We start from the raw sequence: 15,832 nt of genomic DNA on the forward strand, positions 1-15,832 counted from the left end.
ACCTTCCCGGCTCCCGCGGTGCGTCCGCCCCGGGGCCCGCTCTTTGCCACTGCGCTGTCCCCCCCCCTGGGCGCCCCCGGTCCGGGGGGCCGGCCCCCCCGGGCGCTGGGGGGGGCGCCCCTTCTCCGACGGATCAGGGACGGATCAGGCTCAGACGGCCGGTTCCGGCTCCTCGGAGGACTCCGACTCGGGCTCCGGCTCGGCCGGGGTCTTCACCGATTCGAGGAGCAGCTGGGCCACGTCCACGACCTGGACGGACTCCTTGGCCTTGCCGTCGTTCTTCTTGCCGTTCACGGAGTCCGTGAGCATGACGAGGCAGAACGGGCAGGCGGTGGAGACGATGTCCGGGTTGAGGGACAGGGCCTCGTCGACGCGCTCGTTGTTGATGCGCTTGCCGATCCGCTCCTCCATCCACATCCGGGCACCACCGGCGCCGCAGCAGAAGCCGCGCTCCTTGTGGCGGTGCATCTCCTGCTGGCGCAGGCCGGGGACGGCGGACATGATCTCGCGCGGCGGCGTGTAGACCTTGTTGTGCCGGCCCAGGTAGCAGGGGTCGTGGTAGGTGATGAGGCCGTCGACCGGGGTCACCGGGACCAGCTTGCCCTCGTCGATGAGGTGCTGGAGCAGCTGGGTGTGGTGGATGACCTCGTACTCGCCGCCGAGCTGCGGGTACTCGTTGGCGATGGTGTTGAAGCAGTGCGGGCAGGTGGAGACGATCCGCTTCGCCGACTTCGGCTTCTTCGTCTCCGGGTCCTCGTCGTCCTCGCCGAAGGCCATGTTCAGCATGGCGACGTTCTCGGCGGCGAGCTGCTGGAACAGCGGCTCGTTGCCCAGGCGGCGCGGGGAGTCACCGGTGCACTTCTCGTCGCCGCCCATGATCGCGAACTTGACGCCCGCCATGTGCAGGAGTTCCGCGAAGGCCTTGGTGGTCTTCTTGGCCCGGTCCTCCAGGGCGCCGGCGCAGCCGACCCAGTACAGGTAGTCGAACTCGGAGAGGTCTTCGGCGTCCTTGCCGATGATCGGGACCTCGAAGTCGACCTCCTTGGTCCACTCGACGCGCTGCTTCTTCGCCAGGCCCCAGGGGTTGCCCTTCTTCTCCAGGTTCTTGAGCATCGTGCCCGCCTCGGACGGGAACGCGGACTCGATCATCACCTGGTAGCGGCGCATGTCGACGATGTGGTCGATGTGCTCGATGTCGACCGGGCACTGCTCGACGCAGGCGCCGCAGGTGGTGCAGGACCACAGGACGTCCGGGTCGATGACGCCGTTCTCCTCGGCGGTGCCGATCAGGGGACGCTCGGCCTCGGCGATCGCGGAGGCGGGGACGTCCTTGAGCTGCTCCTCGGTGGCCTTCTCGTTGCCCTCCATGTCCTTGCCGCCGCCCGCGAGCAGGTACGGCGCCTTGGCGTGCGCGTGGTCGCGCAGCGACATGATCAGGAGCTTGGGGGAGAGGGGCTTGCCGGTGTTCCAGGCGGGGCACTGCGACTGGCAGCGGCCGCACTCGGTGCAGGTGGAGAAGTCGAGGATGCCCTTCCAGGAGAACTGCTCGACCTGGGAGACGCCGAAGACGGCGTCCTCGGCCGGGTCCTCCCAGTCGATCTCCTTGCCGCCGGTGCTCATCGGCTGGAGCGCGCCGAGGGCGGTGGAGCCGTCGGCGTTGCGCTTGAACCAGATGTTCGGGAAGCCGAGGAAGCGGTGCCAGGCGACACCCATGTTGGTGTTGAGCGAGACCGTGATCATCCAGGTGAAGGACGTGACGATCTTGAGCGCCGCGAAGAAGTAGGTGAGGTACTGGATCGTGCTCAGGCTCAGGCCGTCGAGCAGCGCGATCAGCGGGTACGAGGCGAAGAAGCCGGGTTCCCAGCTCGTCACGTGGTGCTGGACGCCTTCGAGGGCGCGCAGCGTCATGATGCAGAGGCCGACGATCAGGATGACCGCTTCGACGAAGTAGGCCTGGCCCGTCTTGGAGCCGGCGAAGCGGGACTTGCGGCCCGCCCTGGTCGGCTTGCTGAGCTGCCGGATCACGATGAGGGTGACGATGCCGAGGACGGTCATCAGGCCGAGGAACTCGGTGAAGATCTCGTACGGCAGCCAGTCGCCGATGATCGGGATCAGCCAGTCGGCCTGGAAGAGCTGGCCGAAGGCGTTGACGATCGTCAGGAGCAGCGAGAAGAAGCCCACCGCGACGAACCAGTGCGCGAAGCCGACGATGCCCCAGCGGTTCATCCGTGTATGGCCGAGGAACTCCTTGACCAGGGTGATGGTGCGCTGCTTGGGGTCACCGGTGCGGGTGCCGGCGGGTACCGGCTGACCGAGCCGCACGAAGCGGTAGATCTGCACGGTGGCGCGGCCGAACAGCGCGACGGCCACCACCGTGATGACGATCGACACGATGATCGCGGCGAGTTGCATGAAGGGCTCCTCGGGCGGGCCTACTAAGCGGTAACTTATTGAGTTCCTGCTGAGATTACCCGGTCGCGGCGCCGCGCTGTAGCGGCTCTCGCGGTGATATGTGTCGCTCAGGCAAACCTTGCCGAGCGACGTCTGCGTACAGCTGGAAGGGTACGCGCCAGGATCCTCAGATCCATGCCCAGCCAGTGGTGGTCCACATAGTGGAGGTCGAGCAGCTCGCGCTCCTCCCACGGCAGGTCGGAGCGTCCGCTGATCTGCCAGGGGCCGGTGAGTCCCGGCCGTACGGAGAGCCGGCGGCGCCCCTCGCCCGCGCACTCGCGGTGCGACGGGGCCAGTGGGCACGGTCCGACCAGTGACATCCGGCCGCCGACGACGTGCAGCAGCAGGGGCAGCGCGGCCAGCGGGCTCCTGGTGCGGAAGGTCAGCATCGTGAAGGGCCGCCCGTCGAGGCCGGCCACCGTGCGGCGGCGCAGGACGCCACGCCCGGGGGGCGCCGAGCCGAGGGCGACGGAGAGGGCGACGGCGGCGAGCAGCGGGGAGAGCGCCACCAGGAGGGCGAGGCCGCCCAGGACGTCGAACGTGCGCTTGGCCGTCATTCCCCACACCCTTCCGAGCGTCGAGCGAGAGTCGCGCGGCCCGCGGTGAGGGCCGCACGCATGAGAATCATGGGATATTCGTGGGATATGCCTGCTTTGCCCGCCGTGGGGCATCCGGACTCTCTCACGCCGCACCCCGCCCGGTTCGGGACCGACGCGCGCGTGCGCCCGTCATGAGCGGGCTGCCGGATGAAGAGTTGAGTCGATGGCGCTCAGGTCTGTTGACTCGTCGAGGGGTGTCGTGCATCCTTGAGTCAGTTCCACTCAAGTACGTCAGCTGGAGGAATCGAAATGGCACGTGCGGTCGGCATCGACCTGGGCACGACTAACTCCGTCGTCAGCGTTCTGGAAGGCGGCGAGCCCACCGTCATCACCAACGCCGAGGGCGCCAGGACCACGCCGTCCGTCGTCGCTTTCGCGAAGAACGGCGAGGTGCTCGTCGGCGAGGTGGCCAAGCGTCAGGCCGTCACCAACGTCGACAGGACCATCCGGTCGGTCAAGCGCCACATGGGCACCGACTGGAAGATCGAGATCGACGGCAAGAACTTCAACCCGCAGCAGATGAGCGCCTTCATCCTGCAGAAGCTGAAGCGCGACGCCGAGGCGTACCTGGGTGAGAAGGTCGTCGACGCGGTCATCACCGTCCCGGCGTACTTCAACGACTCCGAGCGTCAGGCCACCAAGGAGGCCGGTGAGATCGCGGGCCTCAACGTCCTGCGCATCGTCAACGAGCCGACCGCCGCCGCCCTGGCGTACGGCCTCGACAAGGACGACCAGACGATCCTCGTCTTCGACCTCGGTGGCGGCACCTTCGACGTGTCCCTCCTGGAGATCGGCGACGGCGTCGTCGAGGTGAAGGCCACCAACGGTGACAACCACCTCGGTGGTGACGACTGGGACCAGCGCGTCGTCGACTACCTGGTGACGCAGTTCCAGAACGGTCACGGCGTCGACCTGGCCAAGGACAAGATGGCTCTCCAGCGTCTCCGCGAGGCCGCGGAGAAGGCGAAGATCGAGCTGTCGTCCTCGACCGAGACGTCGATCAACCTGCCCTACATCACGGCTTCCGCCGAGGGCCCGCTGCACCTGGACGAGAAGCTCACGCGCGCCCAGTTCCAGCAGCTGACCTCGGACCTGCTCGACCGCTGCAAGGTGCCGTTCCACAACGTCATCAAGGACGCGGGCATCAACCTCTCCGAGATCGACCACGTCGTCCTCGTCGGTGGTTCGACCCGCATGCCGGCCGTCGCCGAGCTCGTCAAGGAGCTGACCGGCGGTCAGGACGCCAACAAGGGCGTCAACCCGGACGAGGTCGTCGCCATCGGCGCCGCGCTCCAGGCCGGTGTCCTCAAGGGTGAGGTCAAGGACGTCCTGCTCCTCGACGTGACCCCGCTGTCCCTCGGCATCGAGACCAAGGGAGGGATCATGACCAAGCTCATCGAGCGCAACACCACGATCCCGACCAAGCGGTCCGAGATCTTCACGACGGCCGAGGACAACCAGCCGTCCGTGCAGATCCAGGTCTACCAGGGCGAGCGCGAGATCGCGGCGTACAACAAGAAGCTCGGCATGTTCGAGCTGACCGGTCTGCCGCCGGCCCCGCGTGGCGTCCCGCAGATCGAGGTCGCCTTCGACATCGACGCCAACGGCATCATGCACGTGACCGCGAAGGACCTGGGCACGGGCAAGGAGCAGAAGATGACCGTCACCGGCGGCTCCTCGCTGCCGAAGGACGAGGTCGACCGGATGCGCCAGGAGGCCGAGCAGTACGCGGACGAGGACCACCGTCGCCGCGAGGCCGCCGAGTCCCGCAACCAGGGCGAGCAGCTCGTCTACCAGACGGAGAAGTTCCTCAAGGACAACGAGGACAAGGTCCCCGGTGACGTCAAGACCGAGGTCGAGGCGGCGCTCGCCGAGCTGAAGGAGAAGCTCAAGGGCGAGGACACCGCGGAGATCCGCACCGCCACCGAGAAGGTCGCGGCCGTCTCCCAGAAGCTCGGCCAGGCGCTGTACGCCGACGCCCAGGCCGCGCAGGCCGCGGGCGGCGACGCCGGCCAGGCCCAGGCGCAGGACGACGACGTCGTCGACGCCGAGATCATCGACGACGAGCCCAAGAAGGGTGGTCAGGCGTGACCGAGGAGACCCCGGGCTTCGAGGAGGAGCCCGACGTCCCCTCCGGCGCCACCCCTGACGACGCCGCCGAGGCCGCCGAGTCCTCCCAGGAGGACACGACGGCCCCGGCCGGGGACGCAAGCAGCCAGAAGTCGGCCGGTACCGCGGGCCTCACCGCCCAGCTGGACCAGGTCCGTTCGGCGCTCGACGAGCGCACCGCGGACCTCCAGCGGCTCCAGGCCGAGTACCAGAACTACCGCCGCCGCGTGGAGCGGGACCGGGTCACGGTCAAGGAGATCGCCGTCGCGAGCCTCCTGTCCGAGCTCCTCCCCGTGCTCGACGACGTCGGCAGGGCCCGGGACCACGGCGAGCTCGTGGGCGGGTTCAAGTCGGTGGCCGAATCGCTGGAGACGGTCGTCGCCAAGCTGGGACTCCAGCAGTTCGGCAAGGAGGGCGAGCCCTTCGACCCGACGATCCACGAGGCCCTGATGCACTCGTACGCGCCGGACGTCACCGAGACGACCTGCGTGGCGATCCTGCAGCCGGGGTATCGGATCGGCGAGCGGACCATCAGGCCCGCCCGCGTGGCCGTCGCCGAGCCCCAGCCGGGCGCGGCTCCGGCCAAGGAGGACGGCTCGTCGGCCGACGAGGAGAGCGGTGCCCCCGACGAGGGGTGACGCGTCGGCCGCCGGAGCGTGGGTGACCGCCGGAGCGCCGGCGGTCACCGGAGCAGTGACGAACACCGGAGCAGTCCGGAAGGAGGGACGTCGATGAGCACGAAGGACTTCGTCGAGAAGGACTACTACAAGGTTCTCGGCGTCCCCAAGGACGCCACCGAGGCCGAGATCAAGAAGGCGTACCGGAAGCTCGCCCGCGAGAACCACCCGGACGCCAACAAGGGCGACGCCAAGGCCGAGTCGCGGTTCAAGGAGATCTCCGAGGCCAACGACATCCTCGGGGACCCCAAGAAGCGCAAGGAGTACGACGAGGCCCGCGCCCTCTTCGGGAACGGCGCCCTCTTCAACGGGGGCCGGGCCGGCGGTCCGGGCGGCGGCTCGTTCAACTTCGACCTGGGCGACCTCTTCGGCGGCGCCCAGGGCGGCCATGCCGGAGCCGGCGGCTTCGGCGGCGGTGGGATCGGGGACGTCTTCGGCGGCCTGTTCAACCGCGGCGCGGGTGCGGGAGCCCGTACCCAGCCGCGGCGCGGCCAGGACGTCGAGTCCGAGGTGACGCTCAGCTTCACCGAGGCCATCGAGGGCGCGACCGTACCGCTGCGGATGTCGAGCCAGCAGCCCTGCACGGCGTGTTCGGGCACCGGCGACAAGAACGGCACGCCCCGCGTGTGCCCGACCTGCGTCGGCACCGGGCAGGTCTCGCGCGGCAGTGGCGGCGGCTTCTCGCTCACCGACCCGTGCGTGGACTGCAAGGGCCGCGGCCTGATCGCGGAGAACCCCTGCGAGGTCTGCAAGGGCAGCGGCCGGGCCAAGTCCTCCCGGACCATGCAGGTCCGCATTCCGGCGGGCGTGAGCGACAACCAGAAGATCCGGCTCCGCGGCAAGGGAGCGCCGGGCGAGCGCGGCGGGCAGAACGGCGACCTGTACGTCGTCGTGCACGTCGACGCGCACCCGGTCTTCGGCCGCAAGGACGACAACCTCACCGTCACGGTGCCGGTCTCCTTCACGGAGGCGGCGCTCGGCGGCGAGATCAAGGTGCCGACCCTCGGCGGCCCCCCGGTCACCCTCAAGCTGCCCGCGGGCACCCCGAACGGCCGGACCATGCGCGCTCGGGGCAAGGGCGCGGTCCGCAAGGACGGCACCCGCGGCGACCTCCTCGTGACGGTCGAGGTCGCGGTGCCGAAGGAGCTGGACGACAAGGCACGTGAGGCCCTGGAGACCTACCGCGAGGCGACCGCCTCCGAGGACCCCCGGGCGGAGCTGTTCCAGGCCGCGAAGGGAGCGTGACCCGTGGACGGGCGCCGACGACAGCCAGGATTTAGCAGCAGGGCGTACGAGCTGACCGACGAGTCGCCGGTGTACGTCATCTCGGTGGCGGCCCAGCTCTCGGGCCTGCACCCGCAGACCCTGCGGCAGTACGACCGTCTCGGTCTGGTCTCCCCCGACCGCACGGCCGGCCGGGGCCGCCGCTACTCGGCCCGTGACATCGAGCTGCTCCGCCAGGTGCAGCAGCTGTCGCAGGACGAGGGCATCAACCTGGCCGGGATCAAGCGCATCATCGAGCTGGAGAACCAGGTCGCGGCGCTGCAGAACCGGATCGCGGAGCTGTCGGCCGCGGTCGACGGCGCGGCGGCGGCGATGCGGCAGCGCGAGGCCCAGGTGCACGCCTCGTACCGGCGCGACCTGGTGCCGTACCAGGACGTGCAGCAGGCGAGCGCCCTGGTGGTGTGGCGTCCCCCCAAGCGGGGCGAGTAGTCCGTGTGACGTGCGTGAGGCCCCCTCCACCACCGTGGAGGGGGCCTCACGCGTACGGGCTCAGGGGACCAGTTCGGAGACGATGTCGCCGACCGTCTCCCACCAGGGCGCGGCGCCCGTACCGAAGGCCGCGGCCAGGGCGGTGCCGAGGGCGATGTCCAGGGGGGTCGCGCCGGGCTCCCAGGTGTCGACGACCCGGCCGTCGCCGGAGGAGAGCAGGGTGCCGATCCGTCGCCCGTTCCGGGTGAACCGGCTCTCGGCGTACCCGCAGGGGATCAGCCGGTAGCGGGCCCCGCCGGTCCGTACGCCGACCCGGTAGGAGCGCCGCAGGAGGCGCCCGCGGGCGGGCCTGACACGGGCGGGCTCCCCGTCCACGGTGAGCGCGAGCAGCGCGGCCCTGCGGGTCCCGATGGGGGTGTGGGCGTCGGGGCGGGTCCCGGGGGCCCGTACGAGCTCCACGGCGGGCAGCCCGTGCCCGGAGACCCGGAGGGTCCCGGCAGGGCCGTCGAGGTCGATCTGTACGTACACGGCGGTCAGTCGTCCCGTTCGGTTCCGGCCGGGTGCGTCGCCGGCAGGGTGTCCCCGTCGAGGATGCCGGACCGGGCGATGAGGTAGCCGAGCTGGGCCCGGCTGCCGCTGCCGAGGGTGGCGGCGAGCTTGGCGATGTGGGCGCGGCAGGTGCGCACGTTCATGCCGAGGCGGCGGGCGATGGCCTCGTCGACGTGGCCCTCGACGAGGAGTTTGGCGATGGAGTGCTGGACGCCGCCTATGCCGTCCACGGAGGGTCTGTACGGGATCTCCTCCTCCCAGGGCACGCCGTGCAGCCAGAACTGGTCGAAGACGCCGACGAGGTACTGGACGAGGCCCTCGTGGCGCAGTTCGAGGGCGACCTGGCGGTCGCTGCGCGCGGGCACGAAGGCGACCTTGCGGTCGACGATGATCAGCCGGTCGACGATCTCCTCGAGGGTGCGCAGGTCGAGTCCGTAGGGGGCGACCCGTTCGACGTAGGCGAGGGTGGCGGGGTGGTGCCGGGCGGTGTGCTGGTAGAGCGTGCGCATCCGGACCCCGCGGTCGAGCAGCGGTTCCATGCGGCGCAGGGCGGCTTCGAGGGTCTCGGGGCGGCGGCCGCTGCCGGGCTGGATGGTGAGGAGCTCCTCGGTGCACTCGTTGATGGCGCGGTCGAGCGCGGCGTTGATGACGCTGAGGCCTTCGAGGACGGTGATGGCCTGGGAGCCGGAGGGGTCCTGTGTGTGAAGGGCCATGAACGGCTCGAACGTGTCCGCGAGCGCGATGGCGTGCTGCCTGCGGGCCTGTATCTCCTGCTCGATGGGGTGCACGAGCTGGCTGAGGGCGATCGAAGGCGGCACGGGGCGCAGCCACTGGCTGTCGTCCGGGTCCGGGTGCAGGAGGGAGAGTTCCCTCAGGCAGGGGGCGGCTTCGGTGTCGGAGCGGGCTACGCGTCCGTTGCGGAGGGCGTTCGCATAGAGCTCCTTGCCCACGTCGCATAGTTCACCGTGACTGTGCTTATGACCGGTCTCGTCGCCTTCTCGCCTCATTTGCACCCCCCTCAGGGTCATGAATTACAGGAACATGATGCCCGGCGTGGCTGGTGAAAGGGGGCGTGCGTGAGCCATCGTCTTATTCGCGGGGGGGAGGTAGTGATCAAAAGAGGTGGAGATCGGTCATGACCAGGATGGTTCGTGCACTTAGCGCCATAGCCGTTGCGGCGGCTGCTCTCGGCGCACTCGCCGTAGGCGAGCCCTCGTGGGAGAGCACCCCGGCGCACTCCGTGGCGGGTCCGGGCGAGCCCTCGTGGGAGAGCGCTCCGGCGCACTCCGTGGTGGCGGGTCCGAGCGAGCCCTCGTGGGAGAGCTCCCCCGCGGACAGCGTGCTCGCGGCTCCCTACGAGCCGTCCTGGGAGATCCCTCCCAGGGGCGCGGGCGTGTGACCGTGCCGCCGGACGACCCCAGGTTCCGCCGGGAGATGGCTTCGGCCTACCGCTCCGGATGGCACTTCGTCGATCTCGCCACGGCCATCCCCCACCGTGGCGACTCGCTGAAGGTCACCCTCTTCGGAGAGCCGGTCGTCGTGGCACGGGAGCAGGACGAGGACGTCCGCGCCTACCGCTGCCTCCGTCGCCCGCGCGGCGCTCCACAGCCCATCCGCTGTGCCATCCGGTACGGCATGATCTTCGTCAACCTCGACCAGCGGGACCACCAGCTGATCGAACCCGAGACCATCACCGCCACCCCCCGCAGTGCCTGAGCGGTTCCCCCGTCGTTGTAGATCGCTCAGGTACTTCCCCCACACAGCGGCGCCATCGCGGACCTGAAACGCGATGGCGCCGCTGTGCTGCGCCCGGACGTTCCTGCCCGGACGTCCCCGCCCGGACGTTCCCGTACGCGGGGTGTCCGGGCGCCCGCGCGTGCGGGTCAGGCGCGGCCCATCGCCCGGGTGAGGGCGATCTCGATGACGACCCGGTCCGGGTTCGGCGACGGCGTACGCCCGTAGCGCTCCGCGTAGCGGGCCACGGCGTCCGCGACGACCTCCTCCTCCGTACGGATGCGGGCGACGCCCTCCAGGGTCGCCCAGCGCCCCTTGTCGACCTGGCAGACCGCGACCCGTGCGCCGTCCGCGCCCGCCGCCAGGACGTTGGCGACCTTCCGGCTGTGCTTGTTGGTGATGACCCGCGCGTACCCGCCGGCGGGGTCGTACGTGACGCCGACCGCCACGACGTGCGGGGTGCCGTCCGGGCGGGGGGTGGTCAGGGTGCACATGTGGTACTCGCGCCAGAAGCTGAGGTACGAGTCGGTGGGGTTCCTCGGATCAGTCGCCATGCCCGGAAACTACCCGGCGCACGACTCCCTCCCCCACATTGAGCGGAATAGGCTCAACTTTGTGTACCTTGGAAGAGTCATAGAAACCGAGGATCCCACGACGCCCGAGGAGGAGCACCGACCGTGGACGCCGAACTGACCAACCGGAGCCGGGACGCGATCAACGCGGCGAGCAGCCGCGCCGTGTCCGAGGGGCACGCCGACCTGACCCCCGCGCACCTGCTCCTGGCGCTGCTCGAAGGTCAGGACAACGAGAACATCACCGATCTGCTCGCCGCCGTCGACGCCGACCAGGCGGCCGTGCGCGCCGGCGCGGAGCGGCTGCTCGCCGCCCTGCCGAGCGTCACGGGATCCACGGTCGCGCCGCCGCAGCCCAACCGCGACTTCCTCGCGGTCATCGCCGACGCCGACCGGCAGGCCAAGGAGCTCGGCGACGACTACCTGTCCACCGAGCACCTCCTCATCGCGATCGCGGCCAAGGGCGGCCGGGCCGGTGAGATCCTCGACGGGCAGGGCGCGAGCGCATCGAAGCTGCTCGACGCGTTCGAGAAGAGCAGGGGAGGACGCCGGGTGACCACACCCGACCCGGAGGGTCAGTACAAGGCGCTGGAGAAGTTCGGCACGGACTTCACCGCCGCCGCGCGCGAGGGCAAGCTGGACCCGGTCATCGGCCGCGACCACGAGATCCGGCGCGTGGTCCAGGTGCTGTCCCGCCGCACCAAGAACAACCCGGTCCTCATCGGTGAGCCCGGCGTCGGCAAGACCGCCGTCGTCGAGGGCCTCGCCCAGCGGATCGTGAAGGGCGACGTCCCCGAGTCCCTGAAGAACAAGCGGCTGGTGGCGCTCGACCTCGGCGCGATGGTCGCCGGAGCGAAGTACCGCGGCGAGTTCGAGGAGCGCCTGAAGACCGTCCTCTCCGAGATCAAGGCGAGCGACGGCCAGATCATCACCTTCATCGACGAGCTGCACACGGTCGTCGGCGCGGGCGCCGGCGGCGACTCCGCCATGGACGCGGGCAACATGCTGAAGCCCATGCTGGCCCGCGGCGAGCTCCGCATGGTCGGCGCGACCACTCTCGACGAGTACCGCGAGCGGATCGAGAAGGACCCCGCCCTGGAGCGCCGCTTCCAGCAGGTCCTGGTCGCCGAGCCGACGGTCGAGGACACCGTCGCGATCCTCCGCGGCCTCAAGGGCCGGTACGAGGCCCACCACAAGGTGCAGATCAACGACTCCGCCCTGGTGGCCGCCGCGACCCTCTCCGACCGGTACATCACCTCCCGCTTCCTGCCCGACAAGGCCATCGACCTCGTCGACGAGGCCGCCTCCCGGCTCCGCATGGAGATCGACTCCTCGCCCGTCGAGATCGACGAGCTCCAGCGCGCCGTCGACCGGCTCCGCATGGAGGAGCTGGCCCTGAAGAACGAGACGGACGCGGCGAGCAAGCAGCGCCTGGAGAAGCTGCGGCGCGACCTCGCCGACCGCGAGGAGGAACTGCGCGGCCTCACCGCCCGCTGGGAGAAGGAGAAGCAGTCCCTCAACCGGGTCGGTGAGCTGAAGGAACGTCTCGACGAGACCCGCGGCCGCGCCGAGCGCGCCCAGCGCGACGGCGACTTCGACACCGCCTCCAAGCTGCTGTACGGGGAGATCCCGGCCCTGGAGCGGGAGCTGGAGGAGGCGAGCGAGGCCGAGGCCCAGCAGGAGTCCTCCAAGGACACGATGGTCAAGGAGGAGGTCGGCCCCGACGACATCGCGGACGTGGTCGGCGCCTGGACCGGCATCCCCGCCGGCCGCCTCCTGGAGGGCGAGACGCAGAAGCTGCTCCGCATGGAGGACGAGCTCGGCAAGCGGCTGATCGGCCAGTCCGAGGCCGTGCGGGCCGTCTCCGACGCCGTGCGCAGGACCCGCGCCGGCATCGCCGACCCCGACCGGCCCACCGGCTCCTTCCTCTTCCTCGGCCCGACCGGCGTCGGCAAGACCGAGCTGGCGAAGGCGCTCGCCGACTTCCTCTTCGACGACGAGCGGGCCATGATCCGCATCGACATGTCGGAGTACGGCGAGAAGCACAGCGTCGCCCGCCTGGTCGGCGCCCCTCCCGGCTACGTCGGCTACGAGGAGGGCGGCCAGCTCACGGAGGCGGTCCGCCGCCGCCCGTACAGCGTGGTCCTGCTCGACGAGGTGGAGAAGGCGCACCCGGAGGTCTTCGACATCCTGCTCCAGGTGCTCGACGACGGCCGGCTCACCGACGGACAGGGCCGGACGGTGGACTTCCGCAACACCATCCTGGTCCTGACGTCGAACCTCGGCAGCCAGTACCTGATGGACCCCCTGACCTCGGAGGAGGTCAAGAAGCAGCAGGTCATGGACGTGGTCCGGGCGAGCTTCAAGCCCGAGTTCCTCAACCGGCTCGACGACCTGGTGGTCTTCTCCGCCCTCGACCGGGCCGAGCTGGGCCGGATCGCGCGGCTCCAGATCGACCGCCTCGCGAAGCGGCTCGCCGAGCGGCGGCTCACCCTGGACGTCACCCCGGACGCCCTGGAATGGCTGGCCGAGGAGGGCAACGACCCCGCGTACGGCGCCCGGCCGCTGCGCCGCCTGATCCAGACGGCGATCGGCGACCGGCTTGCCAAGGAGATCCTCGCGGGCGAGATCAGGGACGGCGACACGGTCCGCGTGGACCGCTTCGAGAACGGCCTGATCGTGGGCCCGGCCGGCCGCTGACGTCCACGCCCGGCCGCTTCCTACCGGCCTGGGGTTGCCACAACCCGCCCGGCATGGGGGAGGATGGCGAGCATCCGTACGAAGGGAAATACACGGTGAGCATCGACCCGTCCTCGATTCCGAATTTCGGGGGCCAGCCCCAGCCTCAGGCCGCAGGACCGGCGGGCCCCGTCGTCCCCGACCAGGACCTCGTCAAGCAGCTCCTCGAGCAGATGGAGCTGAAGTACGTCGTCGACGACGAGGGTGACCTCGCGGCGCCGTGGGAGGAATTCCGCACGTACTTCATGTTCCGCGGCGAGGCCGAGCAGCAGGTCTTCTCGGTGCGGACGTTCTACGACCGCCCGCACTCGGCCGACGATCGCGCGCGGATCCTCGACGCGATCGACGACTGGAACCGCCGCACCCTGTGGCCCAAGGTCTACACGCACCTGCACGAGGAGGAGGACGGCTCCGCCACCCTCCGCCTCATCGGCGAGGCCCAGATGCTGATCGGCACCGGCGTCGCCCTGGAGCACTTCGTGTCCTCCACGGTCAGCTGGGTCCGCGCCTCCATCGAGTTCGACAAGTGGATCGTCGAGCAGTTCGGTCTGGCGACCCCCGAGGAGAAGGCGGGCGAGGAGGAGGCCTGAGCCTCCCCCGCACCCGCACGAGAGCCCGGCCTCCCCTTCCGAGGGGAGGCCGGGCTCTCGCGTGTCCGGGTTCACGCGTGCCCCGGGTTCACGCGTGCTGGCGCGCGCCTCAGGCGAGCCGCTTGAGGCGGGAGACCGCCTCCTCCAGGACCTCGGTCTTCTTGCAGAAGGCGAAACGGACGAAGGGGGCGCCGGCCTCGCGGTGGTCGTAGAAGACGGCGTTGGGGATGGCGACGACCCCGGCGCGCTCCGGCAGCGAGCGGCAGAAGGTGAAGCCGTCGACGGCGCCGAGCGGGCGGATGTCGGTGGTGACGAAATAGGTGCCGGCCGGGCGGTAGACCTCGAAGCCGGCCTGCGCGAGGCCCTCGCTCAGCAGGTCCCGCTTGGCCAGGAGGTCGTCGCGGAAGGCGTCGAAGTACGCGGCCGGGAGGCGGAGCGCCTCGGCGACCGCGTACTGGAACGGCCCGGAGGAGATGTACGTCAGGAACTGCTTGGCCGAGCGGACGGCGGAGGTCAGCTCGGGGCTCGCGGTGGTCCAGCCGACCTTCCAGCCGGTGAACGAGAAGGTCTTGCCGGCGGAGCCGATGGTGACGGTGCGCTCGCGCATGCCGGGGAGGGTCGCGATCGGGACGTGTTCCGCCCCGTCGAAGACCAGGTGCTCGTAGACCTCGTCGGTGACGACGAGCAGGTCCCGCTCGATCGCCAGCTCGGCTACGGCGGTCAGTTCGGCCCGGGTGAGGACGGTGCCGGTGGGGTTGTGCGGGGTGTTGAGGAGGATGAGGCGGGTCCGGTCGGTGACGGCGGCCCGCAGCTCGTCCAGGTCGAGGACGAAGCGCCGGTCAGCGGCTCCGCCGGGGCCGCCCCCGTGGGGGCGGAGGGTGACGGGGACCCTGGTCCCGCCGGCCATCGCCACGCAGGCGGCGTACGAGTCGTAGTACGGCTCCAGGGCGATCACCTCGTCACCGGGCTCGACCAGGGCGAGCAGGGCCGCGGCGATCGCCTCGGTGGCGCCCGCGGTGACGAGGACCTCGGTGTCCGGGTCGTACACGAGGCCGTACCGCTCCCGCTGGTGGTCGGAGATCGCCGAGCGCAGCTCGGGCACGCCGGGGCCCGGCGGGTACTGGTTGCCGCGGCCGTCCCGCAGGGCGCGGACCGCGGCCTCCCGGATCTCCTCGGGGCCGTCGGTGTCGGGGAAGCCCTGGCCGAGGTTGATCGCCCCGGTCCTGGCGGCGAGCGCGGACATCTCGGCGAAGACGGTCGTCCCGAACTCGGCGAGGCGGCGGTTGAGCGGCGGTCGTGTCATGACGGCCATCCTGGATCCAAGCTCTGGACTTGCTCAAGTGCGCTTTGACGCGCGGTCCCGGCGGGGATCGCCCTGGCATGAACATCGCACTCTTCGTCCTCGGGATCGCGCTCGTGATCGCGATCGTGGCGTGGGTCGTCGCGCTGTCGCTGCGCGGCACCGCGCGCGTCAGCCGTGGCGGCGGCAGCTGGTGGGCCGACGCGTCGTCCTCGTCGTCCTCGTCGTCCTCCTCGTGCTCGTCCTCGTCCTCGTCCTCGTCCTGCTCGGGTTCGAGCTCGTCGTGTTCGAGCTCGTCGTGTTCCTCGTCCTCCTGCTCCAGCTCCTCGTCCTCGTGCAGCTGAAGCTCTGGAATCGCTCAAGTCGCCTTTGAGGGAGGCCCGTAGAGGGCATCTCCCTCGCACAGAAGAACGGGGGTAGTACAGATGCAACTCTTCATCGTCCTCATCGGGGTGGTCATCCTCATCGGCCTGGTCTCCACCGTTTACCGCCTCGCCGGTGGCGGCGGGCGGCGCGGCGGTCGGAGGAACGGCCGCAGCTGGGCCGACGGCAGCGGCAGCAGCAGCGGCAGCGGGGGCTGCGGCGGGAGCTCCTGCGGATCCAGCTGCGGAGGTGGCGGCTGCGGCGGCGGCAGCTGAAGCGGTGGCAGCTGAGGCGTGAAGGGCGCGGTGGCACGTGTCGTTGGCAAAACGGCGGACCTTGTCGATCGATTCTGATTGAACAGTTGAACTGTGGGGTCCCCGAAGGGGTTGGAAAACACGGCAAGTTGGGTAAAAACGCTGCGAGTCGCCCGGTGTCC

General features: G+C 70.1%; 15 protein-coding genes. 9 read left to right on the forward strand and 6 right to left on the reverse strand.

Features of this window, described 5'->3' with window-relative positions; translation table 11 throughout:
- Positions 1-150: 150 nt before the first annotated feature.
- Both ACFWUY_RS21150 and ACFWUY_RS21155 read right to left on the reverse strand, forming a co-directional pair.
- Positions 151-2,412: a (Fe-S)-binding protein gene (locus ACFWUY_RS21150; RefSeq protein ID WP_384110744.1), complete on the reverse strand. Its 2,262-nt coding sequence runs from the start codon at positions 2,410-2,412 to the stop codon at positions 151-153.
- Positions 2,413-2,519: 107 nt separating this feature from the next.
- On the reverse strand, positions 2,520-3,008 hold the full coding sequence (locus ACFWUY_RS21155) for a sugar transferase (RefSeq protein WP_384110747.1): 489 nt from the start codon (positions 3,006-3,008) through the stop codon (positions 2,520-2,522).
- Positions 3,009-3,299: 291 nt separating this feature from the next.
- Here ACFWUY_RS21155 and dnaK point away from each other — a divergent pair, with 291 nt between their 5' ends.
- From dnaK to ACFWUY_RS21175, 4 genes are all read left to right on the forward strand, one after another.
- A complete protein-coding gene (gene dnaK / locus ACFWUY_RS21160) occupies positions 3,300-5,141 on the forward strand; it encodes a molecular chaperone DnaK (RefSeq protein WP_384110752.1) in 1,842 nt (613 codons plus the stop codon).
- On the forward strand, positions 5,138-5,797 hold the full coding sequence (grpE, locus tag ACFWUY_RS21165; RefSeq protein ID WP_384110756.1) for a nucleotide exchange factor GrpE: 660 nt from the start codon (positions 5,138-5,140) through the stop codon (positions 5,795-5,797). The genes dnaK and grpE overlap by 4 nt, the downstream gene beginning before the upstream one ends.
- Positions 5,798-5,890: 93 nt before the next feature.
- A complete protein-coding gene (gene dnaJ / locus ACFWUY_RS21170) occupies positions 5,891-7,081 on the forward strand; it encodes a molecular chaperone DnaJ (protein WP_384110763.1) in 1,191 nt (396 codons plus the stop codon).
- A 3-nt stretch (positions 7,082-7,084) separates the two neighbouring features.
- Positions 7,085-7,549, forward strand: a complete 465-nt coding sequence (locus ACFWUY_RS21175) for a heat shock protein transcriptional repressor HspR (protein ID WP_384110766.1) — start codon at positions 7,085-7,087, stop codon at positions 7,547-7,549.
- A 60-nt stretch (positions 7,550-7,609) separates the two neighbouring features.
- Here ACFWUY_RS21175 and ACFWUY_RS21180 read toward each other — a convergent pair whose 3' ends face one another.
- Entirely contained in the window at positions 7,610-8,077 is a 468-nt protein-coding gene (locus ACFWUY_RS21180; RefSeq protein ID WP_384110769.1) for a hypothetical protein, read from the reverse strand.
- A 5-nt stretch (positions 8,078-8,082) separates the two neighbouring features.
- Positions 8,083-9,126 (reverse strand): helix-turn-helix transcriptional regulator, encoded by a 1,044-nt coding sequence (locus tag ACFWUY_RS21185; RefSeq protein WP_384110772.1) that lies wholly within the window; start codon positions 9,124-9,126, stop codon positions 8,083-8,085.
- A gap of 367 nt (positions 9,127-9,493) precedes the next feature.
- Here ACFWUY_RS21185 and ACFWUY_RS21190 point away from each other — a divergent pair, with 367 nt between their 5' ends.
- Positions 9,494-9,814, forward strand: coding sequence for a (2Fe-2S)-binding protein (locus ACFWUY_RS21190; protein WP_384110774.1), 321 nt, complete (start codon positions 9,494-9,496; stop codon positions 9,812-9,814).
- A gap of 167 nt (positions 9,815-9,981) precedes the next feature.
- On the opposite strand, the gene ACFWUY_RS21195 is transcribed toward ACFWUY_RS21190, so the two are convergent.
- Entirely contained in the window at positions 9,982-10,386 is a 405-nt protein-coding gene (locus ACFWUY_RS21195) for a pyridoxamine 5'-phosphate oxidase family protein (RefSeq protein ID WP_384110777.1), read from the reverse strand.
- Between the two features lie 123 nt (positions 10,387-10,509).
- Here ACFWUY_RS21195 and clpB point away from each other — a divergent pair, with 123 nt between their 5' ends.
- The gene (gene clpB, locus ACFWUY_RS21200; protein WP_384110780.1) at positions 10,510-13,104 is read left to right on the forward strand and encodes an ATP-dependent chaperone ClpB; all 2,595 of its coding nucleotides are present in this window, start codon (positions 10,510-10,512) and stop codon (positions 13,102-13,104) included.
- A 53-nt stretch (positions 13,105-13,157) separates the two neighbouring features.
- Positions 13,158-13,733, forward strand: coding sequence for a YbjN domain-containing protein (locus tag ACFWUY_RS21205; RefSeq protein ID WP_384110783.1), 576 nt, complete (start codon positions 13,158-13,160; stop codon positions 13,731-13,733).
- Between the two features lie 109 nt (positions 13,734-13,842).
- Here the strand turns inward: ACFWUY_RS21205 and ACFWUY_RS21210 are convergent, their stop codons facing one another.
- Positions 13,843-15,036: a pyridoxal phosphate-dependent aminotransferase gene (locus tag ACFWUY_RS21210; RefSeq protein ID WP_384110785.1), complete on the reverse strand. Its 1,194-nt coding sequence runs from the start codon at positions 15,034-15,036 to the stop codon at positions 13,843-13,845.
- A gap of 130 nt (positions 15,037-15,166) precedes the next feature.
- Here ACFWUY_RS21210 and ACFWUY_RS21215 point away from each other — a divergent pair, with 130 nt between their 5' ends.
- Positions 15,167-15,406, forward strand: a complete 240-nt coding sequence (locus ACFWUY_RS21215) for a hypothetical protein (protein WP_384110789.1) — start codon at positions 15,167-15,169, stop codon at positions 15,404-15,406.
- 52 nt (positions 15,407-15,458) lie between these two features.
- A complete protein-coding gene (locus ACFWUY_RS21220; protein ID WP_384110791.1) occupies positions 15,459-15,671 on the forward strand; it encodes a hypothetical protein in 213 nt (70 codons plus the stop codon).
- The last annotated feature ends 161 nt before the right edge of the window (positions 15,672-15,832 follow it).

Origin of the sequence: Streptomyces sp. NPDC058664, from assembly GCF_042716635.1 — a bacterium.
Classification (GTDB): domain Bacteria; phylum Actinomycetota; class Actinomycetes; order Streptomycetales; family Streptomycetaceae; genus Streptomyces.